The 21,673-nt window shown below is 51.6% G+C and carries 25 protein-coding genes and 1 pseudogene; 17 read left to right on the top strand and 9 right to left on the bottom strand.

What is annotated here, in order from left to right; translation table 11 throughout:
* On the bottom strand, positions 1–326 hold a 326-nt coding region (locus tag BLU89_RS21100), incomplete at its 3' end, for a helix-turn-helix domain-containing protein (protein WP_143030573.1).
* A 63-nt stretch (positions 327–389) separates the two neighbouring features.
* On the opposite strand from BLU89_RS21100, the gene BLU89_RS21975 reads away from it, so the two are divergent.
* Both BLU89_RS21975 and BLU89_RS21970 read left to right on the top strand, forming a co-directional pair.
* A complete protein-coding gene (locus tag BLU89_RS21975; protein ID WP_143030572.1) occupies positions 390–509 on the top strand; it encodes an FAD-dependent oxidoreductase in 120 nt (39 codons plus the stop codon).
* A 12-nt stretch (positions 510–521) separates the two neighbouring features.
* Positions 522–740, top strand: coding sequence for a hypothetical protein (locus BLU89_RS21970; RefSeq protein ID WP_074737110.1), 219 nt, complete (start codon positions 522–524; stop codon positions 738–740).
* Positions 741–879: 139 nt separating this feature from the next.
* On the opposite strand, the gene BLU89_RS12260 is transcribed toward BLU89_RS21970, so the two are convergent.
* Positions 880–1,377, bottom strand: coding sequence for a hypothetical protein (locus BLU89_RS12260; RefSeq protein ID WP_074737109.1), 498 nt, complete (start codon positions 1,375–1,377; stop codon positions 880–882).
* Positions 1,378–2,093: 716 nt separating this feature from the next.
* Here BLU89_RS12260 and BLU89_RS12255 point away from each other — a divergent pair.
* The 3 genes from BLU89_RS12255 to BLU89_RS12245 are packed head-to-tail and all read left to right on the top strand — an operon-like array spanning position 2,094 to position 3,436.
* Positions 2,094–2,543 (top strand): hypothetical protein, encoded by a 450-nt coding sequence (locus BLU89_RS12255; RefSeq protein WP_074737108.1) that lies wholly within the window; start codon positions 2,094–2,096, stop codon positions 2,541–2,543.
* 3 nt (positions 2,544–2,546) lie between these two features.
* Positions 2,547–2,765 (top strand): helix-turn-helix transcriptional regulator, encoded by a 219-nt coding sequence (locus tag BLU89_RS12250; RefSeq protein ID WP_010443208.1) that lies wholly within the window; start codon positions 2,547–2,549, stop codon positions 2,763–2,765.
* A gap of 38 nt (positions 2,766–2,803) precedes the next feature.
* Positions 2,804–3,436, top strand: a complete 633-nt coding sequence (locus tag BLU89_RS12245) for a class I SAM-dependent methyltransferase (protein ID WP_074737107.1) — start codon at positions 2,804–2,806, stop codon at positions 3,434–3,436.
* A gap of 4 nt (positions 3,437–3,440) precedes the next feature.
* On the opposite strand, the gene BLU89_RS12240 is transcribed toward BLU89_RS12245, so the two are convergent.
* Positions 3,441–4,214, bottom strand: a complete 774-nt coding sequence (locus tag BLU89_RS12240; protein ID WP_074737106.1) for a prephenate dehydrogenase — start codon at positions 4,212–4,214, stop codon at positions 3,441–3,443.
* A gap of 214 nt (positions 4,215–4,428) precedes the next feature.
* Between BLU89_RS12240 and BLU89_RS12235 the strand changes: the two genes are divergently transcribed.
* The 3 genes from BLU89_RS12235 (at position 4,429) to BLU89_RS12225 (ending at position 6,153) form a co-directional block, all read left to right on the top strand.
* Complete coding sequence (locus tag BLU89_RS12235) at positions 4,429–4,722, top strand: putative quinol monooxygenase (protein ID WP_074737105.1); 294 nt, start codon at positions 4,429–4,431, stop codon at positions 4,720–4,722.
* Between the two features lie 5 nt (positions 4,723–4,727).
* Positions 4,728–5,534: a class I SAM-dependent methyltransferase gene (locus BLU89_RS12230; RefSeq protein WP_074737104.1), complete on the top strand. Its 807-nt coding sequence runs from the start codon at positions 4,728–4,730 to the stop codon at positions 5,532–5,534.
* A gap of 244 nt (positions 5,535–5,778) precedes the next feature.
* Complete coding sequence (locus tag BLU89_RS12225) at positions 5,779–6,153, top strand: hypothetical protein (RefSeq protein WP_074737103.1); 375 nt, start codon at positions 5,779–5,781, stop codon at positions 6,151–6,153.
* 161 nt (positions 6,154–6,314) lie between these two features.
* Here the strand turns inward: BLU89_RS12225 and BLU89_RS12220 are convergent, their stop codons facing one another.
* Both BLU89_RS12220 and BLU89_RS21915 read right to left on the bottom strand, forming a co-directional pair.
* Complete coding sequence (locus BLU89_RS12220) at positions 6,315–7,478, bottom strand: adenylate/guanylate cyclase domain-containing protein (protein ID WP_074737102.1); 1,164 nt, start codon at positions 7,476–7,478, stop codon at positions 6,315–6,317.
* A gap of 183 nt (positions 7,479–7,661) precedes the next feature.
* Positions 7,662–8,137, bottom strand: a pseudogene (locus BLU89_RS21915) (DUF6653 family protein).
* 250 nt (positions 8,138–8,387) lie between these two features.
* Here BLU89_RS21915 and BLU89_RS12210 point away from each other — a divergent pair.
* On the top strand, positions 8,388–9,218 hold the full coding sequence (locus tag BLU89_RS12210) for a class I SAM-dependent methyltransferase (RefSeq protein WP_245709751.1): 831 nt from the start codon (positions 8,388–8,390) through the stop codon (positions 9,216–9,218).
* Positions 9,219–9,334: 116 nt separating this feature from the next.
* Here BLU89_RS12210 and BLU89_RS21965 read toward each other — a convergent pair whose 3' ends face one another.
* Positions 9,335–9,571 carry a GFA family protein gene (locus BLU89_RS21965; protein ID WP_083347746.1) on the bottom strand — a complete coding sequence of 79 codons (237 nt, stop codon included), beginning with the start codon at positions 9,569–9,571 and terminating at the stop codon, positions 9,335–9,337.
* A gap of 306 nt (positions 9,572–9,877) precedes the next feature.
* Between BLU89_RS21965 and BLU89_RS12200 the strand changes: the two genes are divergently transcribed.
* From BLU89_RS12200 to BLU89_RS12185, 3 genes are all read left to right on the top strand, one after another.
* Positions 9,878–10,756, top strand: coding sequence for a homocysteine S-methyltransferase family protein (locus BLU89_RS12200; RefSeq protein ID WP_245709750.1), 879 nt, complete (start codon positions 9,878–9,880; stop codon positions 10,754–10,756).
* A 229-nt stretch (positions 10,757–10,985) separates the two neighbouring features.
* Positions 10,986–12,131, top strand: coding sequence for a M24 family metallopeptidase (locus BLU89_RS12195; RefSeq protein ID WP_074737100.1), 1,146 nt, complete (start codon positions 10,986–10,988; stop codon positions 12,129–12,131).
* Between the two features lie 476 nt (positions 12,132–12,607).
* Positions 12,608–13,378, top strand: a complete 771-nt coding sequence (locus tag BLU89_RS12185; protein ID WP_176797702.1) for a lysophospholipid acyltransferase family protein — start codon at positions 12,608–12,610, stop codon at positions 13,376–13,378.
* Positions 13,379–13,707: 329 nt separating this feature from the next.
* Here BLU89_RS12185 and BLU89_RS12180 read toward each other — a convergent pair whose 3' ends face one another.
* A complete protein-coding gene (locus tag BLU89_RS12180) occupies positions 13,708–14,076 on the bottom strand; it encodes a hypothetical protein (RefSeq protein ID WP_143030571.1) in 369 nt (122 codons plus the stop codon).
* Between the two features lie 483 nt (positions 14,077–14,559).
* Between BLU89_RS12180 and BLU89_RS12175 the strand changes: the two genes are divergently transcribed.
* The 4 genes from BLU89_RS12175 (at position 14,560) to BLU89_RS12155 (ending at position 18,776) form a co-directional block, all read left to right on the top strand.
* On the top strand, positions 14,560–15,294 hold the full coding sequence (locus BLU89_RS12175; protein ID WP_245709749.1) for a TetR/AcrR family transcriptional regulator: 735 nt from the start codon (positions 14,560–14,562) through the stop codon (positions 15,292–15,294).
* A gap of 122 nt (positions 15,295–15,416) precedes the next feature.
* Positions 15,417–16,523 carry an alkene reductase gene (locus BLU89_RS12170; RefSeq protein WP_074737095.1) on the top strand — a complete coding sequence of 369 codons (1,107 nt, stop codon included), beginning with the start codon at positions 15,417–15,419 and terminating at the stop codon, positions 16,521–16,523.
* Between the two features lie 196 nt (positions 16,524–16,719).
* Positions 16,720–17,040, top strand: a complete 321-nt coding sequence (locus tag BLU89_RS12165; RefSeq protein ID WP_074737094.1) for a DnaJ family domain-containing protein — start codon at positions 16,720–16,722, stop codon at positions 17,038–17,040.
* Positions 17,041–17,450: 410 nt separating this feature from the next.
* Complete coding sequence (locus BLU89_RS12155; protein WP_074737092.1) at positions 17,451–18,776, top strand: S41 family peptidase; 1,326 nt, start codon at positions 17,451–17,453, stop codon at positions 18,774–18,776.
* A gap of 388 nt (positions 18,777–19,164) precedes the next feature.
* On the opposite strand, the gene BLU89_RS12150 is transcribed toward BLU89_RS12155, so the two are convergent.
* Together BLU89_RS12150 and BLU89_RS12145 are read right to left on the bottom strand one after the other, a co-directional pair.
* Complete coding sequence (locus tag BLU89_RS12150) at positions 19,165–19,704, bottom strand: outer membrane protein (RefSeq protein ID WP_083347744.1); 540 nt, start codon at positions 19,702–19,704, stop codon at positions 19,165–19,167.
* A 208-nt stretch (positions 19,705–19,912) separates the two neighbouring features.
* Positions 19,913–20,593: a CatB-related O-acetyltransferase gene (locus tag BLU89_RS12145; protein ID WP_074737090.1), complete on the bottom strand. Its 681-nt coding sequence runs from the start codon at positions 20,591–20,593 to the stop codon at positions 19,913–19,915.
* A gap of 102 nt (positions 20,594–20,695) precedes the next feature.
* Here BLU89_RS12145 and BLU89_RS12140 point away from each other — a divergent pair, with 102 nt between their 5' ends.
* Entirely contained in the window at positions 20,696–21,175 is a 480-nt protein-coding gene (locus BLU89_RS12140; RefSeq protein WP_074737089.1) for a MarR family winged helix-turn-helix transcriptional regulator, read from the top strand.
* The last annotated feature ends 498 nt before the right edge of the window (positions 21,176–21,673 follow it).

The following is a 21,673-nucleotide window of genomic DNA, read 5'->3' as shown; positions in this document are numbered from 1 at the left end:
CCTGAGCGGGTTACGGTGAGGCGGGTTGTGTTCACTTCTTCGGGTGGGGATTCGATCAGCTTTTCCAAACCCACGCTATATCCACGGGCAAGCCTTAGTAGATTCTCAAAACTTGGGGAAACTTTAACGTTTTCGACCTTGTAAATCGTCGAAACAGCTAACCTGGTTTTCTCCGATGCCTGCTCGAGAGTCATGCCTTCACTAACTCGCAAGCTTTTGACTCTGCTCCCTAATTCACTTCGGATGTGTGCTTTTTCATCTTCATCCATGAAAGGGGAAACGATGTTTGTTTCCTTGGAGGGAAGGGTTTTGGTTGATTTAGTCATGATTTTTCTTTTTTTAACCAAAAATTTACTTCTGGCTCTGATTTGGGGCGTTCAGACGAAACTATGCATGAGCTACGCAAAAAGCACCAGAGGGTCGCAGTGATTGGTGCAGGAGTGGTCGGTGTAGCAACCGCCTATCATCTTGCACAACAAGGTCACCAAGTGCTGGTTAGTTTCGGATGAGCTTGCCTTTGCATGGGCTTCAGCGATGACGTGCATGACATCCAGCCAGATATCCCGGCTCAGCATCTGGTTCACGGCCTCAGCGGCAAAGAGTGCCAGGGTCGGTTCAATTTTCTCCAAACGTTCAATCTCGCTCTGCCGCCAGTCTTTGGACTCATCGCTGTAAGCCGCAGCTTCCTCGAACCGTTTGCGCAGCACTTTTCCAAGATCGTCGGCACTGGCATTTTGTAGAACCATCTGCTTGACGCACTGCCAATCGTCGCCGGATTCCACAAAGTTTAGAATCCAGCGCAACACGTCCGCCTTGTCGTGGTCAAAACCCGCTAGAGCAAAAACCTCTCCTTCGATCCAAGTTGTGTCACTTCCCATCTCACCAGCCCTTTGACACACAGGCAGGACATCTGTGGCCGGACACGCCCCAGGCGATTTGCCCGTGATAACCGCAGCTGAGGCACTGAAGGGCAGTACTTTTCGACCGCAGGTTCAGCCCGACTTTGGGGAACTTCTTCAATCGCTCAACCGCAGCCTCATGCGCATGCCAACAACAGAGGTTGGCATACCAGACGCCGATGCATTGAGGCCTGGAGACGTTGCCACAGCGCTCGCAGCTTCTGTCAGCTTTCTGGGCAGCCTCCTCAAAGCTGGACTGGATGAACGGGTCTTCAATTGCGCAACCCAGGTAAATTCGCAGTGCACCGTATTTCTGTTTGATCTGGCTGACCGGAGGGTAGGTTTTCTCCTCGCTGTCGCAATGCTCTTTGATTTCTTCAAAGCATTCCGTGACAATCTGGATCCAGCCCAGTTTGTCTTTTGCGAGGTGTTTCTCAACCGAGCCGCGGATGTCGTCATAGTCGAATGCGTCACTCATCGGTGTGCCCCGCTTCGGCACTGACCTCGGGTTTTTACGTCTGAATCACTGTCGCGCAGCGCGGCGACGAGCCGGTGCAAGCCTTCTTTCGTTTCCGCTGCCACGGCAGCCCTAAGGTCTTCTGAGTTATTGAATTTCAATGACATGCTTTGCCTCCAAGGGATGGTAGGAGGCGTCGGGATCGAACCGAATCGTGCACTCTAATCTGGAGCAATTACAAGGATATAAACCTCGCCCGCATACCAATGCTGCCTCCCACAGGTTTCGTGTGGGGTATCGACCTCAGGTCGATATTCGTTGGCAGATGTTGCATACGTAAGTCATGAGCTAAGGCTGTGGGAAACTAGAGCCCGCCGTCAAGACCGTTAGTGAAGTTTTTGGATTTCCACCGCGTAGTTCCGGGACCCTTCTATCAAAACGTGTGTGAATTGGCGTCACTCAACCTTTCGATAAAGTCGTCGTGAGCCAAGTCAACCTGTTTCGAGCACTTTGATTCGCAGTCCCTTGCGGTCTGGTTGCAGTCCAAATCGCGCGAGCTATGAGCGTACGAACGTCTGAATTGGTAGCGCCAATAGATGCCCAGTCTCAAAGCCAACGCCAGAAACGCGATTACATGTTGTGTAAAGAATATTTGACTCAGAGTATGGTAGTACATACACTATGTATTAGATACTGGACACTCGCAGATTGAATGCTGCACTCTGGAGACCTCAGATATGACCTACCAAGATCGCAACACTGTCGTCTCAATCTTCGTGAATCTATCTGTCAGCGCCTTCGTCGTTTTTCGACTTCTGGACATGAATGCCTCTGGGATGTTCGATGGCCCTGATGCCGTCAACAATTGGGCCCGTATGGTCATCTGGCTAATCCCGTTGGGTATCGTCGCTACCATAATTGGCACAATTTTGTTCAATATCGGTTTTGCGATTGTCACACGCGAACCCAAGCCCAGTTTCGTCGTCGATGAACGTGACAAACTGTTTGAACGCCGCGGTAGCCTCGCGATCATTGTCTTCGCAGGTGCAGGCTTTGTCTCTGCCGTCCTGGCCCTGGCCTTCAACGCATCAGCTTTGATTGGGTTTAACATTATCTATTTCGGCATGGCATTCGGGTCTTTTGCGGCAGATATCGTCAAATTCATCAGCTATCGGCGCGGGTATTGAGCCATGGGAAAGCTCAAGATCACTAACAACATCAGGCGTTTACGGTTTGACGCCGACGAAATGACCCAGAAAGAGCTCGCCGAAAGAGTCGGTGTCACCCGGCAAACAATCGTTGCCATCGAAAATGCAAAATATTCACCAACGCTTGAATTGGCGATCCTGATTTCCCGCGTCTTCGACAAGCCCCTCGAAAAAGTCTTCGACATCCAAGACGCCAGTTAAGTCTTCGCGACTGCAACATATTATTCCAAGGAACAGATATGCTCATCCATCCACCACGATTTTGGAACATGATGGCGCGTTCATATGCGCGCCGCCCTGTCGGAAACCAAGCTGCCTACGAATACAAGCTCGACTTTACTGCGAGCCATCTTTCCTCTCAGGACCGCCTCCTGGAAATCGGTTGCGGCACGGGAACGACGGCACTCATTCACGCTCCAAATGTCGCTCATATCGACGCTATCGATTACTCTTCAGAAATGATCTCAATTGCTCGGGAGAAAGCCAAAGAACAGGATGTTGGGAACGTGAACTTCGAAGTAAGTGCATTCGATTGCTGGCCCATTCCGGTAAAGGATCAGAAGTATGATGCGGTATTGGCAATGTCGATACTGCACCTGGTTCTGGATCTTGACGCAACTTTGGATCGTGTTAGCAACTCACTGAAAGAGGGTGGCCTGCTCTTCAGTTCGACAGTCTGCCTGGAGGGAGTGGAGAAGTACGCTATACCAGCCCTTGGGGCCATCGGTCTATTGCCCAAGATCCGCGTTCTTACCCAAGAAATCCTTGTCGAGAGAATGCTGGCGTTCGGGTTCAGCATCGAACACAATTGGCGTCCGGAGAACGGTTCGGCCGCATTCATCGTCGCGAGGAACGGGGCTAGGCGCAGGTAGCTGCTCAATCGTGCTCCTCGCTATCTTCTAAATTGGAACTCAGTTCGAACGCCAAACCAAAGAACCGTTGCCTGACCTCTTTTGCGTAGGGGTTCGCGTTCTCAATCGCTTCAAAAACTTCCGGCGCGTCATGTTGTACCATCGAGATTGCTTCTGAGATCAGGTCAAAGCTTTTGGTCGTCATGCGAGACGGTAATGGCTCCATGCGAAGCAACACTTTGGCAATCAAGTGGGTAATGCCTTGAACAGTTGCTGCATCCCTGTCGTGCTGGTCTGGTGTCGTCATTATGACGTGAAGGCCCAGGTATTTTCGTAGAAAAGCCGCAACGTGGATATGGTGATGTCCGCGTATTGGACAAATCGCGATCTTCAGGCCTCTGATACCGTTGCAGGCGCTTTGCGGGCCGAACAATGGATGGGTTGCGACGATACTGACATATTCTGGAAGAAACCTATCCATAATCTCAGAGGGCTGAACTTTTACCGAACCAACATCAACTATGATCGCACCTGGACGGCAAATTGCAGCAATGGATTTCACTACGCTCTCAAAGCTTGAAACAGGTGAAGCGATTATAATCACATCGCACTTTGCAACTTGATCAAGAGAAGCAAGTGACACGCCGAGTTTCGACACGTCTTCTCCCAGGTGTGGTGACGGATCATATGCAAGCAACTCGAATTTCTGGTTCAAGTGTTTGGCGATCAGTTGCCCGAATGCGCCGAAACCGATGATACCGACGGATGCTGTGGCTTTTTCAACTGTCGAGTTTTTCATCTCATGACCTCAAAAACTGCCGCCTGGCAAGAGATCATTTCGTGTTAAGATCGCTGTCAGGGCAGCGGAAAATTCACAGTAAAGCGTCCGCAGCTAATGCAGTGCAGAAATGACAGTTTGCAATGGCCAAAGCGACAATGGGCCCGCGATGTGATATGAGGTAATCCTGAGGTCATCATGCAGGCAGCAACCCTACCAAAGGGAGGGGCGCTTCATGATCATGCGGATATTTCAAGTCACAGCAAAAGAAGGCAAAGAGGAGGAGTTCGGTGACTTCTTCCACAACACGGCTATACCATTGATGCAAGGAACCGAAGGGATCGTGCAGGTTCTTCCGGGTGCGGCGCGGGCCGACAGTCCAAGAGAATTCAGTTTCGTTATGATCTGGAAAGACCTTGCCTCTCTCAAGGCGTTTGTTGGCGATGATTACCAATCGGCGCATGTGGATCCTTCGGAAGCCGAATTGGTCGAATCCAGATCAATCAAACATTACGATTTCGTGGAGTAACGCAAATGGTGGTCGACGCAACACAAGACGAGATTCAGGCAGGTCGTGGATATGAGGCGTTATTTGTGCCAGCGCTATTTGCGCCATGGTGCGACCACATGATTGGCGGTGCGGGAATAATCGAAGGGGCGCATGTTTTGGATATTGCCTGTGGAACGGGGGTGCTGACGCGAGCAGCACACGCGTGTTCTGGGCATAGTGGTCGTGTGGTCGGACTTGATCCCGCACCCGGTATGATTGCAACGGCAAAAGAAGTTGAACCCGATGTCGAATGGGTTCTGGGCAGCGCCGAAGATCTTCCCTTCGCAGACGGCTCGTTTGATTTCGTGATCTCGCAGTTTGGAATGATGTTTTTTCAGGACCTTCACCAAGCCGCACGGGAAATGTACCGGGTGACCAAGCCGGGCGGCAGGTTGGCGGTAGCGATCTGGCACACTATCGACCTGAACCCTGCATATCGGGATATCGTCGCCGTGTTGGAGGAATATGTATCGCCAGAGGCCGCAAATTCAGTGAGATTGCCTTTCAGTTTAGGCGATCCCGACGAAGTCGCGACCATCTTGTCGCAAGCGGGCTTTGATGGCATTGCCTTTGAAACCAAAAGCGAGCAGGCAACCTTTCCCAGCACCCGGACAATGGTGGAAGTCGAACTGCGGGGGTGGCTGCCGCTGTTTGATATTCATCTCAGCGAAGGAAAAATCGCAGACGTGTTGACCCTATCCGATGTGAGTCTTTCGAAATATGCCACGCCATCCGGTAAGGCGGCTTTCCCGACGACTGCCTACATCATGACCGCCCAAAAACCGGAATAGGCGACATATGTGATCTGTTGGAATTTGGTCCATACCTGACGATCCCGCAGGTTTAGTTCTTTTCCGTCTCGAAAAATCGACCCACAGAAGAATTCAGAGTGTGGCTGAAAGGGGTGTGAGAGATTATTTTCATCCGGACACAACCAAATGGCTGAGTGACCATGTTGACATTGATCAAGCCGTAACCTGTCCGATGAAGTAGGCTGGTTGCGTCACGATATTCAACCGAACTCCTGAGTATGGAATGATGGATAAGCCTCCCCTATGGGTTCGCCCGGTCGCAATAATCGCTGCGCTGTTTGGTCTGCTGACAATTTTTTCTGGTGGGATGGTGTTGTTCGGCAGTTCTGCGGCAAAGTCCGCAGCCGGAGACGCCGTTCCAATTGTACTTTGGTTCAATTTTCTTGCGGGGTTTGCTTATATCATTGGCGCGGTTGCACTTTTTAGATACACGGTTTGGGCGCGGCCAATTGCCTGGGCAATCGGCATTTGTACAGCTCTGGTGTTCTTAGTTTTGATAACAATGGCGCTTAGTGGCACACCATTCGAGTGGCGAACTATTGGAGCAATGATCTTACGCTCGGGCTTTTGGCTAGCGATAGCATTCGCGCTTTCATGAGGCACATGAATCAGCCTGCTGAATGCGCACGTGTCTAAGGCGATGTCTGCTTGCCTTTTGATGTTAAATACATGGGCCAATGTGATGATGCTCTGTCGCTTCTAGTCCCCAGCAAAGACCGTTAAGCTATCCGCCAAAGTCATGACGTCGAGTGGCCGACCCTATTCGATAAGATCGAACAACTCGATTGCACCTGTAATGCCGCGAATATTATGGACACCGCACACAGAAAACAGTTCCGGCGCCGCTTCTGCGACGGCGGTTGTCGTCAGCACACTTTGTCCCAATGATTTGGTTAAGCCTTCAATCCTACTCGCAACATTGACCGCGCTACCCAACACTGTGAAATCGAGCCTGCCCGTGCTGCCAATATTGCCGTAGCTAACCTGCCCTACATTGATACCAATTCCGATGTCCAACGGCGGTTTTCCCTGCTCAATGCGCCTTTTATCTAACGCGGAATGACCGGCGAGTGCGTCTTGCGCAGCACGCACAGACTGACGGCATTGATGTTTGCGATCTCCGGGCGCTACAGTCGAAAAAACGGACAAAACTCCGTCGCCCATGAATTTGAGAACGTCCCCTCCGTTATCCTCTACGGCCTGGACGATCAGGTCGAAATAGCTATCCTGCGCATCGAAAATGTCCTCCTCAGCTGCGGTATCCGTCAACGCAGTAAAACCACGAAGGTCAGAGAACATCACGACAGCCTCCAGGGATGTGCGCTCACCGCGTTTGATCGTTCCGTTGTGGACGGCTTCGGACGGTTCATTACCAAGATATGTGCGCAGCAGACTCTTGGATGACTTGCGCATTGTGATCGGTTCCATGGCTGAAGACAGGGCTGGTAATGCGGCCTCAATCATCTCCAGATGTCGGGTCGAGAACCCATCCTTGGACCGTGTGACGAATGTGCATCCGTGCAGTGATCCATCCCCGTAGTACAGCAGTGTCGCATAATAATCTGTGCCGCCAAGTTCAGCGAACTCAAGGTAAGATACGTGGTCCGCGTCCGGGTCAAGACCGCGCAGACTTTTGTGCAGTGGGCGCCTGTGCTCCAGAATGTACTCGAATGAGCTGCCAACATAGCCATCTGTGAGCATACGAGCATGGGTCACGTCGTAGCTCTCAGTTTCCTCAGGTGTCCAGACAACCCCCCAGGCAATAAGCAAAGGGTTGGCAAACCGCTGGCCAATATTGACACGCCACAGAGGTACACCCGCCTCGATAAGTGAAGTGCAAAAATGTGACACGATCCCAACCGGATCGTTCGAACGACGTCCCTCATCCATCATCCAGTCTGCAAGCTGAGCAATATGTTCCATCGTGGCAGAATAGTTTCCAAAAGATTCAGAGCAAAGCCTCTTGACCTGAAGGGCCTGAAGCAATCCCGTGTATGGCGCAGCTGAAAACTGATGATATCGCATCTGATATAGTGATGGTCCAATTCCTTTGACTGGCCTTATCGCTATTGTGAGAGAAGCTAGTTTCCGTCAGGAAATCGGATCTCAGTTCCTGCTCGTTAGGTCATCTATCGACCCACCATCACGCAGAAAGTCGCTCCATATCCACGCCATTCGGTCAACAAACCACATCTTGCCACCCGAGATCAAAACAATGCCAAGACAAGTGAACCCCAGGTTAAACGTCCAAAGACCGTAAGCAAACGGCAACAAACCCATACCACTGGCGAATGCTAGCGTATTTGCGACGCGCTTGTGATGAGCGGCAACCTTATCTCGGTGTCGCAACCAGACACGCTCGCCGAGAACACCTTTCGCGGACCAACTGTCGAAGGATTCAGGTTGCGAAAAGCTCGCGGGTTATCCCAAACCCAGACCAGAACGGCACCCACGGCGACCCACGCCCAACCACCAATCCACGCCCGACTCCAGATCGCTAGCGCCAAAAGGGGCAGCAGTGTCAGCACGCGGGTCCAGACCGACCAAGGGTTTGTATGCCGCAACCAAACTTCGTCTTTCATGCCCATGAGGCGTTCGGAAAGTCGAACTATGTTCATCGGGTCACTCCAGAAACTGCAAACCCATTATTGAGATTGAATCCATCCGCTACGGATCACGACCGCTTTCAAGTCTCGTCCTTTAGTTAAGATCAGGCACTCGCGATTACATGGCGAATATCCGGATCGATCCTGACAAGGCTTGAAAAACATATCTGGCCCGAACCTTGCTTGAGTGTATTCTTGTCACATTTTGGAGCTTTGGGGGGCTGAAGTGACTGATACAGCAGACTTTGAAATAATGGAACGCCAAGGATGGGCGGATCCGTCTATTGCTAGAGGGTATGCCGACGGCTTTGAAATGGCGACGCGCCTGGTTGCCAGAAAGCTTGCAGACGAAGTCGCTGCTGGGCCGAATTGTAAAGCTCTTGATCTGTGCACCGGACATGGTGTCGTAGCAGCAGAGCTTGTGGCCCGCGGCTCGGATGTAACGGGCTTGGATTTCTCTGAACCGATGATTGAGCTTGCCCAATCAGCTGTGCCAACAGCGCGGTTCGTACAGGGTGATGCAATGGCAATGGAGTTTCCAGATCACACCTTTGATGCGGTCACAATCGGGTTCGGCGTCCCGCATTTTCCAGACCCCGAACACGGTCTGAGAGAAGTAAACAGAGTGCTGAAACCGGGCGGTAGAGTTGCCTTCTCGATTTGGCGTGGCAAAGGATCAGATGGCGCGTTTGGCTGGCTGTTCGATGCCGTTGAACGCCTAGCTGACCCATCCATCTCTATGCCCGCGGGCCCGGATGCGCACATGCTCGTAGACAGCGGAATTGCCAAACCAATGGTCGAAGGTGCAGGTTTCCGCAATGTGCGGCTTATCGATGTTGCAAGTGAATTGTGCGTGTCAGATCCTAAAAGGCTTTTTGATGTTTTTGATGGGGGTGCAGTGCGTGCGGCATCGCTCCTCAAGCGTCAGTCGAAAGAACGACGCGATGCTATACGTGCGGATTTGGCAACGCGCGTTCAGGCGGAAGCAAACAAAGACATTCGAGGTTACTTTGTGCCTGCCCCCTCAGTTTTTATCACTGCTTGGTCCCAAGGCTGAGCTGCTTCGCTGTAGATCGATTTCACCGGATGATACTTGGAGGGATCGTCCATTGACGCCGCATGGACGTAGATGCAGTCACTCATCCGTTCACTTCTGCGGGTCAGCGGTGAGCCTCAGTTCGGGCAAAACCCGCTAAAGGTCGACCGCCCTGATCCTCCTGTCATTTCAAATGTTTTGAGCGCATCACCAATCGAAAGAGATTTGGCCACAAGTGGCACCATCTCTGAATGTCCCGAGCCGGTGAGCTGCTGGCAATCCCGACAGTGACATCGAAACATCGAAAGGTCAGAGCGAAACCCAGAATATCGCACCAACCCACATTTGCAGCCTCCTTCGATCTTATCATCCATGTCCTCTCCTCCACCTGGAAAGGATAGAACGGACGGTTCTTTGTGTCAGCTTGAACCTGCCGCTCCGAGGTAACGAGGGCTGGCTATAGGTTAGAACGGTACAGCCACGCTTGTTCAGAATCTCCGGCGGTTCGCGCCTAAATATGCCTAGCCGATACCGCAAATGCAGAAAGCGTCCGAACGGACAAGTAAACACCTCGGTTTTGCAGAAGATCTGATCGTTGTTATTGTGGGCGCAGAGAAATGTCGGTTTTCGAGGGATGCAATATGGCGCGGAAACTTCCAGACGAGGGTGACAAGAAGTTTTTGGTTTATGCAGGTACAGGTACGGACCTGATCTTTAACCACGGTATCGAGCTTCCAGGATTTGCCTCGTTTCCCTTGCTGGAGAAACCCGACACCCGGGCCGTTCTGGCTGGGCAAATGCAAGCACTCGTGCAATTGGCTGGCGAAATGGGTGTTGGGTGTATTCTGGACGCGCCAACATGGATGGCAAATGCCGACCGTGCTTCACCTTTGGGCTACGATGCTGAACGCCTTCGTGAGGTAAACAAGGATGGTGTCGCACTGATGGAGGTGGTGCGCCAGGCTTCAGGTCGAGATGACGTTTTAGTTTCCGCCTGCGTTGGCCCAAGATACGATCCTTACGCTGACATACCGCCCATGACAGTTGACCAAGCGCGTAATTACCACGGTGCGCAACTTGCTGTTTTGAAGGAAGCCAGTGTTGATCTTGTGACCGCGTACACGTTCAACCGCCTAAGCGAGGCTGCTGGCTGTGTTCTGGCTGCAAGAGATATTGGTTTACCGATCATTATGTCATTGGTAGTCGAAACTGATGGGTGCCTGGCTGATGGGACAAAACTTGTCGATGCCATAGACCAGATCGAAGCAGAAACAGGCGGCGCGGCTCTGTTCTATATGGTCAACTGCGCGCACCCGACGCACTTTGCCGACGCGCTCAACGCGCATCCAAGGCTCAAAGGTGTTGTTGCCAATGCATCAAGTTGTTCGCACGCAGAACTCGATGAGGCAGATACCTTGGATGAAGGAGATCCCGTGCAGCTCGGCAAAGAAATTGCGGATGTCATGCTAGAAAACCCGTCTATCAGGGTGTTTGGCGGTTGCTGCGGTACGGATATGCGACACCTGAGGGAAATGGCATTGGAAGTAGATCGCAGATAGTGCTGCTATTTTACTTACAGCGGCGTATCACCGTATGCGTGAAGCTTGATGATAGGCTTTACCGAGAAAAACAGTGATCCGAGAAGTAATTTCGATGAAATGCTGGTGAAGCGTCAAGACAGGTGCTTGACTTTGCTTTAATAGACCGTGGACCAAACGTGTTCTACCGTCTTGATCACGCAACTCAATTTGAGAAGCTCAACTGACACCTTCAGGATGGAGACTGACGATGTTTGCCGCGAGGATGAAAAGCTTTCGCACCCACATGCAAGAAGCCGGAATCGACGTTGCTCTCATCACCGATGACGACAACGTTTATTATCTGACGGGCTATTACGACTACCTGCATATGGAGTTCGGGCGTCCAACCATTCTGGTTGTTCACAGATCGGGCGAAAGCCTGTTGATCACGCCGACAATAGACCTGAATGCGGCACGTTCGGCCGCTCATGTTGACCGTATTTCGGCCTGGAATGACGGTATGGGCGAAGAGTGGCGGTCGGAGTTACCCAAAGCGGTCAAGACTGCAAAGCGCGTTGGGATCGAGCCTGATCACATGCCGCCAGTTGTGCGGGCATATCTGGAGACGTTGGTCCAGGTGGAAAACCTGGTCAGCGCCACGCCGATATTGGCTGATATGCGAATGATAAAATCCGCCCAGGAACTTCAATTGGCCCGGCATGCCGGGCAGGTAGCAAGCGCTATGATGAACGCCGGACGCGACGCGATTGCAGACGGAGTGCCGGAGTTCGAAGTTGCGCTTGCCACGTCCCAGGCCGGAACACGAAAGGCCGCAGAGCTTTTAACGGCGCATTACGATGACGCGGACATGTCGCCCAACACTCATTTTCTGCAAATAATGGCGTCGGGCGACACCATCACCAAAACCCATCATCGCGCCTCAACCCGGATTATGAAACGGGGCGAACCGGTGTTTTTGTGCTTTTGCGGCATGACCAATTTTCACCGTTTCAAACTGGGCTTTGACCGCACCTTTTGGATCGGTGAGATGGCGGATAAACAACAAGAGCATATCTATGAGGTTGCTGTAGCAAGTCAGTCCGCCGCACTGGCAGAGCTGCGCCCAGGTGTGACCGCCGAAAGTGTGCATGCCGCCTATGCCGAGGTTATCCAGGGGGCGGGTTTTGAATACCCGTTCCGGTGTGGTCGCGCGACCGGCTATAGCTTTTTGGAGAACCCACAATTGGTCACCGGCGATACGACAGTGTTGCAGCCAGGGATGGTTTTCGCTGTTGATGGTTCAGTGTCAGTCGATACATTTCGTGCGCAGGTTGGCGACAGTTTCATAATCACTGAAGATGGTTGGGAAGCAATTACAGATCATCCAAAGTCCTTGGATGCCGTTATCCTCTGACATTCCGTTCAACTCGGTCTTGTGAGCCTACTAGCATGGCGAAAGGCCGGAGTGTCGAGCCGGGGTCTCAATATCTCGAAGACATTTCTCCACGATCTCGCGATTACGTTGCCTCTTCAGACATCCGCAATGCGAATGGAAGCGCGAAATTGAAGGACATTCGCACCATTGAAAGCTCAGTTCTCAAAGACAAAGAAGCGACTTTGGGACCCGGCAATTGGGATGTACAACTGGCAGTGCATTGAACTTTTTCCAGGCCAAGGCCGGCCAGTTGGTACTCAAGTCACACTAAAACACCAAGATACATTCCTCGACGTCGTCTTTTCTCATTGATCTGGCACTGACTTCAACAGATAGAGAGGTGTGCGGTGGCTGTCTTCCTGAGTTAACGACGCATATCAAAGAGCGCTGCGGGGGGCTCAGGTGGCCTTTGTTCATGGCTTACAAACATGCCACAGGCCTATTCAGAGGACGTCATGCCCCTTTCACCTGACCGCCAAGACCGCGCTACTCGCGCCATTGACCCATTGCCAATACGCCTTATCAAGCGCGCTATGCTGGTTCTTATCGGCCTGTTTTATTTCCTCTTCGTGGCCTTTGTTCCTCTTCTTTGCGTTCGATGCAGAGGGTTTCGGGGTTGGTATTGGCGCCTGGTGAAACGGTCATGTTCACGCCTGCTGTGGCTCCTCAGCATCCGCGTCGAGATGCGTCCTGAGGAAAAGAATGCCCTCGCCTCCGACAATAACAGCATCATCGTAGTCAACCACCGTAGCCATCTGGATGGTTTCTGTCTCATGCACGTGGTGCCCGACACCAAATGGTTCACTTTCGCGGCGAAATCAGAGTTCTGGAACAGCAAACTCCTGCGCACTGGTTTTGATGGAGCGGGTCTTGTCCCTATCGACCGGGCCTCTGGCTCAACGGCCATGGATACGCTGATAAAGGCCGTCCGGGAAATGCCTGCCCGCTGTTCCATTGTGCTATTCCCAGAAGGCACCCGAGCCAAAACAGAATCGCTAGGGGACTTTAAAGCGGGTGCTGTCTTAGTCGCCCGAGAAACCGGTCGCACGATCACCCCTATTGTCATCCACGACAGCGATAGTCTACTTCCACGCGGCAAACATATACCGCGCAGCGGGACGATCCGTGTGGAGGCATTGCCAACATTCGCGTGCGATCCTGCCGCTAGTGTGGATGAGGATCTGACGCGATTGCGCAGGCAGATGATGGCTGTGTTTGAGCGGTGAAGTCTGTTTGACAGAGGTATGCAGAAACCGAGTTTGTTGAGTTTCGGCTACGCGTTGCGGCAGATAGCAGATTAGCGGAGCGGCTGTACTTGTCGGAGGAATGTTCTCCAACGGGTATCGATATGCGAAGACCTAGTTAAGACCCGTATTTCAGTATGCTCTTAGCTATTCTTTTTTATGGATGGGCTGCTTGGTATTGTCTCTGAACTCTCAGAAGAAAATGGACAATTGAGTGCCCTGATCTCGCCATGCTCGCCGGGGGCAGAAAAAGCAGGAGAGACACGAATTTGCCAGATGCTGTACGACGTATGAGTGACCAAAAGCTAACACTAAGCCGCCATCAGACCACCAGCTTCGCCTGCGATATCGACCATGCAGTCATCGCCGGTCTGAATGCGATTTGCCGGGCTTTCCCCTCCGAGTTCCAATTTGGGTGAGGCTAACCAGAACGCGGATTGCCACGGGGTCATTTCACGTGGCAGGGCTTTCAACACTTTTTCCATCAAAGGAAGCGGGGTTCCATCCTCAGCAAATTGGAAAGACGGATAGGCGTTGGCCCCATTGTAAGGCAACGAAAGTACCTTCCCGGTTCGTGTCCAGATGTCGGCTATCCGCGTGATCTGCCAGGAGCCCTTCTGCCATTGTGCGTGCACGCCGGCATCGTCCAGCAACGGATACTCACGTGCAAAATCATCCATCCGGATGTCATTGACCGCGCAACAATGTCCCTCGAATTTATGCAAATACATCTACTTACTCACTGAACTCACTAACAACTCATGAAACGATACTGCCAAAAAATCGTTCTATCCAAAGTTAAGAAGTTCACATTGGGCAAACTTAACTTCAGCTAACCTCGCTTTTTAACCTGGCGCGCTGAAATTATTGTTGGTTTGCTTACAATGACCCGCCGTACTGATGCTCGTAAAACCTGTTCTGAATTCGTGGCTTTGTTACTCATTGGAGTGGTAATCCTCACAAGCTGAGGGCATTGGCCATGGATCTACCGAACCAATCTCTGGTTTGTGAGTGATCAACATCAACGCATTGGACAAAGCCACCAGTCACTTTGTCCAGTGTTGGAAACTAGTACCGAAGGTGGACTCTCTTTTCTACGATCACGATCCTCTTCTTCTGACACTCCCGCAAAAAGACAAAAAAGTCCCGATCCTAAGGTTGGCGTGACACCAATCGCGATGGCGAGGTTTTGCATTTCTACCGACCTAAATTCCTTTCTCCGGTCACAATACGGACTGACCATTCCAAAAATTCTCTACCGCCATCTTGAATTTCTGGACCGACCATTCCACATCTTACTCATGAGCAAAGAAACTCTCGCAGTTGGCGACATCAAATCACCCGCAGGCCCGGGTAGACCTCGCGCCTTTGACGAAGCTGAGGCTTTGGAAAAAGCCTTGTGCGTTTTTTGGCACAAGGGCTACGAGACGGCATCTGTGGATGATCTGACCAAGGCCATGGGATTGAGCCGGTCCAGCTTCTATGGAACGTTCGTCAACAAGCAGACTTTATTTCACAAAGCCCTCAGGCACTATTCAAGGCGAGGTTTGAAAAATCTGCGTGACGTTGCAGATGCGGGCGGAAATGACCCCGTTGGTGCGATAATGGAAGCTTTGGCGAACCCGCAAGGCGGTCGTGACGGTTGCATGCTGATCAATTGCCTTACGGAACTTGCCCCGCATGATGATGAAGTGGCGGCTCTCGGGCGACAGCATTTGGAGAGTATTGACGAGATTATTGCGGGAGCGCTTGAGCCTTCAGATCCGGGTCAGGCCCTCGACAAGGCACGCGCCTATGCCTCTCTTGCAATCGGCACGCTGGCTCTACGCAAGGCAGGCGTTCCCGATGAGCAGATATCGCAAACCCTGAAACAAGCTTGTTTGGTGATTTCGCCATAAGGCCTCCCGCCACCATAAAGAAATGAAACCTAACACAAACTCAAACAAGAGACAGTGACCCTATTATTGGACTAATTGGTCCAATAATATCTGAACGAAGTTTACCAAAAAAGGAAGCAGAAATGGCTGATGAAAAACTGTTCTCCGGCATCAAAGCTGGTGCAATCGAGCTGAAAAACCGCATTGTCATGGCGCCACTGACCCGCAACCGGGCAAGAGCCGAGGATGACAGCGTCCATGAATTGCAGGCCAAATACTACGCGCAGCGGGCGGGTGCTGGTCTGATCATCACGGAAGCTTCGCAAATCTCGCCCCAAGGCAAAGGCTATGCCTGGACCCCGGGCATTTATTCACAAGCACAGATCGACGGCTGGAAAAAAGTGACCGAGGCCGTTCATGCTGAGGGCGGCAAGATTGTGATCCAGCTTTGGCATGTTGGCCGGATTTCGCATTACAGCTTGCAGCAGGATGGTGGCGCCCCTGTTGCACCATCCGCAATTGGAGCTAAGGCCAAGACCTTTGATGGTGAGCAGTTTGTTGAAACATCTGAGCCGCGGGCTCTGGCCATCGAAGAAATTGCTGGCATTGTCGCCGACTACCGGCAGGCCGCGGAAAACGCCAAAGAGGCCGGTTTCGACGGTGTAGAGGTCCACGCAGCCAACGGATATCTTATCGATCAGTTCCTGCGGGACGAGTCCAACCAGCGTGAAGACGAATACGGCGGTCCTGTCGAGAATAGAGCGCGGTTTCTGAAAGAGGTCATGGGTGCGGTTGTCGACGTGTGGGGCGCTGACCGCGTTGGTGTTCGCCTCAGCCCGTTCTCGGACGCCAACAATATTTCCGACAGCGACCCGCAGGCGACGTTCGCACATGCGATCAAATTGCTGAATGGCTATGGGTTGGCCTATCTCCATCTCGTAGAAGGGCAGACCGGCGGCCCGCGCGATATTCCGGAAGGTGGTGATCTGAAGGCGCTCTACGACCTGTTTGACGGTGCAAAAATGGGCAACAACGCTTATGACCGAGACAAGGCGATTGAAGCGGTTGATACCGGCGCCGTCGATCTGGTGGCCTTTGGTCGGCCATTCATTTCCAACCCTGATCTTGTCAACCGGCTGGAGAAAGACGCCGCACTGAATGAGCTCGATCCAACCACTCTCTACGGCGGCAATGAAAAAGGGTACACCGATTATCCGGCACTGGCAGAGGAAGCGGTTGCCGCAGAGTAATATATCGCTCTTAACTCCGTCGTGATAGGCAATACCAAGCAAAGTGAGCGCGCCGGTTTGGGCGCGCTCACCTAGCGGTTACGGCAATATCCATTCTTGAAGCGGGGAAGTTTGATATACAATTCGTCAACTCAGTTGACATAAAGCAATTCCATCCATATATGCCTAGTGTAAGACATTCTTCGGAGGAAGCTCCATGAAGTGGCGAACACTGATCGAGAACCAGATCCACAAAGCACAAGCCGGAGGGCAGTTGGAAAACCTGAAAGGTGAGGGGAAGCCTTTGCCACGGCGCGACGCCGGTAACATCGTTTCAGCTGGTTTCGGGATCATGGCGGAAGCGGGTGTATTGCCAAGCGAAATCGTTTTGAAGAAAGCAGTGGAGGAGCAACGGAAAGTATATCAAGAAACCACGGATCTTACTGCAAGGAAAAAAGAAATGTGCAAATTGGCAGACTTGCAGATGCGCCTGTCCATCGAACAAGAAGCCCGTCAAAAATTCTACAAAACGACGTAACCGGCGGGAACCTAGATCGTACTGGACCCAAAATAACATTAGCTGTCATATTAAGCCCATATGACCCCAGAGATAGAACGCAGACCAGGTAATACCCAGATGAATTCAGCAGACCTCGGATTTTCGTTCAAACAATCCAAGAACGGCGACGTATCCATAACACATAATGGTAAGCGGGCGGCGACGCTCCGGAAAGAAAAGGCTGAGTGGTTTCTTGAGGACATGAGCAACCTGAACTTCGAGGGTCAGCAACAGGAAATGGCTCGCTTGACAGGAAACTATCGGAGGGGGAACGAGCGAACCGCCAAGCAGCATCCACGCAATCGATAGCGCGTTTCTGGCGCTGCATTTGAATTTCGACCCCACCAAATTCACCGAGTCGGCATGATAACCATTAAGCCTGTCAATTGATGAAAAAGCTCACGTCTCGCATACTTGCTTCACTGTTGGTTGCAGGGACTATTTTTGTTGCAGTGTCCTGGTTTACCAATATGCCTTCCAAGGAAATGTTGGGAACCTGGGTTGCTCCTGACTACGGCCAAGTCATGCGCATTACGAGGCTGCGCGCCGAAGTGTATAGAACAACAGCAGTCAGTTGCTTTCGAGAGTATGCCTTTCCGGCGCACCTGGGTCTGGTGAAACTTATGGCAGGCGCCTCAATAGAGCGCCGAGATGGCATGTTGGAACTTAGCATTGATGGCGTCGTAGAGCCAATTCGACACACTCGTTCCGAGTTTCCCTCTGAATGTGCCGAACCTGATCATACCGAACGTGGCGCGATCCATACATTTGACGTCTTTTGGTCTGCGATGGATGAGCATTATCCATTTTTTGATCTTCACAATGTTGACTGGGACACACGCAGGGAACTGGCACCCTCATCTGATGACCTCAGTGAAGTTGAGCTTTCATTTCTGCTCAAGCAGGCGACGCTTGGCCTCGATGATGGGCACGTTCAGTTATCGATGGGGGATCAGGGGTATTTTTCGCCAGAGGAAGATCCGAGCTGGCTGAGAGCCAATCCATCGCTGACCCGCAAGCTCCTCTGGCAGACCGCTTTGAGCCAGGCAGAGCTTCCAGTTCAAGGCCTGGGGGGTTTCTCAATCCGCTACGGTATGCGCTCCGATGGCATTGGATACGTCGCGATCAAGGAAATGGAAGTACAGAAGTCTCTTGGGCAATCGTCACACGAAGCCGCATCCAGAGCATTTCAACAAGTCGCTACGAACCTTCAAAATGCTAAAGGGATTATTGTTGATGTGCGCTATAATCCTGGTGGTTCAGACGGCGTAGCGGTGGCGATTGCAGAGTATTTCCTGCAAACCCCGGTAACCGCATTCAGCAAGAGTTCGTGGCAACAGGAAGGGTTTTCCGAACCATTTCAGATCACAGTTCACCCGGCTCAAGGCCCCAAGCTCGCGCAACCAATTGTTGTTTTGACTAGCGAAATGACCGGAAGTGCAGCCGAGATATTCACTCTGATCATGCGTGAGCGGCCGGAAACCACGATCATGGGGACAAGATCGTCTGGCGGATTGTCCGATATGCTGGAGTTTACGCTGCCGAACGGTTGGTTGCTTGGACTGTCCTACCAGGAATATATATCCGCTCAAGGTGAGGCGTTTGAGGGTATCGGCATCCCACCCGATATATTCGTTGAATTTGATGCCGATGGCATAATCGCAGGCACAGACGCTTTGGTTGAGACGGCAGTGCACCTTTTAGGATCGAACTAGCGTGTCTGGTAGTTTGCGACATGGCTACATCGTTCTGTTCGGCGATCACCGCTCTTACGGGAAGGATAATGTTTGAATTCAACCAACCCAGCTATCGAGCATGCCCGTCTTCGACATTTTTGATCCGTTTCGAATCCTTGCTATTGAGAGCATCGGCGATGCGCGCAAGGCCGGAGTAAATTGCGCCACCCAATACGCAAGCACTGACAATAAGTCCGGAAAATAGAATAATCGAACTTGGTTCCACAGCGAAATTCCTTCAGGCCGCGAGTATCGCACTTGCATTGCTGGTGGCCGGCCAGAGGGGATGCCTGCAAAAGAATGATCTCCATTGCAGGCACCAACATCCGAATTGGTTTTGGCCTCAAAGGCCCTAAAAGGTTCAAGATTAGAATTGATATGACACACCGAAAAGGAGCGTGGTTACGTCTACATCTACGTCCGTACCCGATGACTCAAAATCAAAGCCGTCGCGGAGAAGTTCGGCGTTAAGAACAATACTCCCTGTCGCTTTGTAGCCCACCCCAAGCCCGTAAGTAGCACCACTTTCGTTCTTGCCATCAAGATCGATGTGGGAGTAGCCCAGAACACCATAGTACATGGCTGCGCCCACGGCGTATCCTGCTTTGAGTTTCAAGCGCGTTGTATCCATGTCTTTTGATGGACCAAAGGCAGAAAATTCAGCGGTGCTATAACTAAGTTCACTTCCGACAATCCAGTTGTTTGCCAGGCTATAGTTGTAGCCGAGTTGCAACCCATAGACGGCTGAATGGTCACTTAACTTGGCTGAGCCACTTGAAAGGTCACCGTCGGCAGCGCCAAAATGAATGCCCGCGTATACCCCGGCCCAATCGTCATCTGCCGTCGCGATACCGGGCGCGATCATCACAGCTGCGACCGATGAGATCATTACTGATGTATTTCTCATGTCTGCTTCTTTCTTGTCTTGGCACGACGTGTCGGCGTGCGCTTTTAGTGGTCAAAATGTTTGTGAGAGTTGTTGGCGCAAGCGCCCTTAGGATTGGCCCAGCTTCAGGCAACACTGATCTGTTACGGGTCGAAACCCGCAAAAATGCAGCACCAATTCTGCTTTGTTAAACTGGGGTTATATTGCCTGGACTTAGCTGAAGTGGCTTTTACTCTAGAGCCCTATCTTCGTTGCATCTTGCCAAAGCAGCGACATCGCCCTGCTCGATCAAATGCAGGTTTTTTACGATCTTCTCCGGAGTCCAAAACCACCAAGCGATCTCAAGGAGTTTGGAAATTTCCAAGGTTTCAAACCGCATCCGAACAACCTTTGCCGGGTTTCCAGCGACGACTGCAAAGTCTGGAATTTTTCCGCGAACCATAGCTCTTGCAGCAACGATTACACCACATCCAAGTTCTGTACCGGGCATCAACACAGCTTCTCTGCCTATCCAACAATCGTGACCAACTTTGGTGTCTCGACCCCTTGGCAATGAATCCCGGTAACCTCCGATCATTTCGCGATCAAAGACGGCGAATGGAAATGTTGAGATACCCGTCATCGGATGATTGGCAGTCGCAGTAATGAATTGCACACCCTGAGCAATTTGACAGAAACGACCAATACTCAACCTCTCCGGTGCTCCCGGATATAGGTAAGGTGCTAGGGTTTCAGCATAGTCGTCCGGCAGACTGCGATCATTGTAGTATGTCCAGTCACCGACATCGATATTTGGATGATCTATGACCTCCGACAAAAACACTGTCGCAGGATCATTAGTGCCATCCGGAAACACAAGCGGGTTCCGGGATCTTGGATCTGGCAGTGTTAAACGCTTTTCATCAGGCATCAGTTGGTTCCGCCGCTGGAGTTTTGGGGCCTTGTCGGGTAAATAGGTGGCTAGAATAATAATGTCAACTCAGTTGACAAATAACGCAAGGGAAGCCCGCAAATGGCAACTGACACAGATAAAATGTCGCCTACTGAGATGCTGTATGCCGGGATGCAGTTGACGAGGCCTTTGTTGCGCAACATCACTGCGCGCGTCGAAGCGGATCTGGATGGAACAGGCATTAGTGTCGGAGAGCGCGCCATTCTCGAGGTATTATTGGCGGTTCAACAGGCAACAGCGCCTGAAATCACTCAGATTCTACAAGTGAAGCGACAGTTGGTCGGGCGCTTGCTTAAGGATCTTGTTGCACGGGGGCTTCTGAAAAGCATCCCAAACCCTCAGCACAGCACCTCAAATTTCTATCGCCTAACAGAAGAGAGCAAAGCGGTGATCGAAGGGATACGCTCGACAGAGATGGCTCGTATGACGCAGTTTGTTGAACGTTTCACAGATGAGGAAATCCGTGCCTACTTTGTCGTTCAGAGCACAATCAACGACGTCATGATCTCGGGCTATGGCGAAAACGACGCTTCAGAATAATCTGATCCAACAGATGCCAGGACTAAACATCTGGCAACGATGAGTTTTCACGATGTAGTTTTCGGATTGAATTCCAGGCAACTCTCGGATGAAGTTACTATGCAATGTTATCGCTGATGAGTGTGTAAGTTTGCGCCAGAAAAAAAATCAGTCCCGTCCAAATTTTCGAGTAAAGCTGACAACGCTCATCAGGGTAATTTCCAGGACCAGTGTCTCCGTCCTGCCGCCAATTTACAGGCATTCGGTACGGCGCGAAGTGCGTTCGTCATTTCCAACCACACGTTTAGAGATATTGGATTGTTCAAGCGTAGGGCTGTCACAACCTCACAAATGAGTTTCGTTCTTCAGATAGAGGTTGAATTTTGCCACCTAGAATGCACTTTTGATTGAGAGCTAATGCCTCAAAGTTGACGAAGTTGCGCAGAAACTACCATCAATTGAGCGATTATGTTGAATCGCGCAAAGTTATGGGAAAATCGCGCAAACTTATGCGCAAAT

Source organism: Ruegeria halocynthiae (assembly GCF_900106805.1).
Classification (GTDB): domain Bacteria; phylum Pseudomonadota; class Alphaproteobacteria; order Rhodobacterales; family Rhodobacteraceae; genus Ruegeria; species Ruegeria halocynthiae.
Note: the sequence above shows the minus strand (reverse complement) of the source record. Positions and strands in the feature narration are given on the sequence as shown.

Coding starts and splice junctions, on each gene's coding strand:
- BLU89_RS21975 (WP_143030572.1), top strand. CDS start 390: ATGCATGAGCTACGCAAAAAGCACCAGAGGGTCGCAGTGATTGGTGCA.
- BLU89_RS21970 (WP_074737110.1), top strand. CDS start 522: ATGGGCTTCAGCGATGACGTGCATGACATCCAGCCAGATATCCCGGCT.
- BLU89_RS12260 (WP_074737109.1), bottom strand. CDS start 1,377: ATGAGTGACGCATTCGACTATGACGACATCCGCGGCTCGGTTGAGAAA.
- BLU89_RS12255 (WP_074737108.1), top strand. CDS start 2,094: ATGACCTACCAAGATCGCAACACTGTCGTCTCAATCTTCGTGAATCTA.
- BLU89_RS12250 (WP_010443208.1), top strand. CDS start 2,547: ATGGGAAAGCTCAAGATCACTAACAACATCAGGCGTTTACGGTTTGAC.
- BLU89_RS12245 (WP_074737107.1), top strand. CDS start 2,804: ATGCTCATCCATCCACCACGATTTTGGAACATGATGGCGCGTTCATAT.
- BLU89_RS12240 (WP_074737106.1), bottom strand. CDS start 4,214: ATGAAAAACTCGACAGTTGAAAAAGCCACAGCATCCGTCGGTATCATC.
- BLU89_RS12235 (WP_074737105.1), top strand. CDS start 4,429: ATGATCATGCGGATATTTCAAGTCACAGCAAAAGAAGGCAAAGAGGAG.
- BLU89_RS12230 (WP_074737104.1), top strand. CDS start 4,728: ATGGTGGTCGACGCAACACAAGACGAGATTCAGGCAGGTCGTGGATAT.
- BLU89_RS12225 (WP_074737103.1), top strand. CDS start 5,779: ATGATGGATAAGCCTCCCCTATGGGTTCGCCCGGTCGCAATAATCGCT.
- BLU89_RS12220 (WP_074737102.1), bottom strand. CDS start 7,478: ATGGAACATATTGCTCAGCTTGCAGACTGGATGATGGATGAGGGACGT.
- BLU89_RS21965 (WP_083347746.1), bottom strand. CDS start 9,571: ATGGATGATAAGATCGAAGGAGGCTGCAAATGTGGGTTGGTGCGATAT.
- BLU89_RS12195 (WP_074737100.1), top strand. CDS start 10,986: ATGTTTGCCGCGAGGATGAAAAGCTTTCGCACCCACATGCAAGAAGCC.
- BLU89_RS12185 (WP_176797702.1), top strand. CDS start 12,608: ATGCCCCTTTCACCTGACCGCCAAGACCGCGCTACTCGCGCCATTGAC.
- BLU89_RS12180 (WP_143030571.1), bottom strand. CDS start 14,076: ATGGATGATTTTGCACGTGAGTATCCGTTGCTGGACGATGCCGGCGTG.
- BLU89_RS12170 (WP_074737095.1), top strand. CDS start 15,417: ATGGCTGATGAAAAACTGTTCTCCGGCATCAAAGCTGGTGCAATCGAG.
- BLU89_RS12165 (WP_074737094.1), top strand. CDS start 16,720: ATGAAGTGGCGAACACTGATCGAGAACCAGATCCACAAAGCACAAGCC.
- BLU89_RS12155 (WP_074737092.1), top strand. CDS start 17,451: ATGAAAAAGCTCACGTCTCGCATACTTGCTTCACTGTTGGTTGCAGGG.
- BLU89_RS12150 (WP_083347744.1), bottom strand. CDS start 19,704: ATGAGAAATACATCAGTAATGATCTCATCGGTCGCAGCTGTGATGATC.
- BLU89_RS12145 (WP_074737090.1), bottom strand. CDS start 20,593: ATGCCTGATGAAAAGCGTTTAACACTGCCAGATCCAAGATCCCGGAAC.
- BLU89_RS12140 (WP_074737089.1), top strand. CDS start 20,696: ATGGCAACTGACACAGATAAAATGTCGCCTACTGAGATGCTGTATGCC.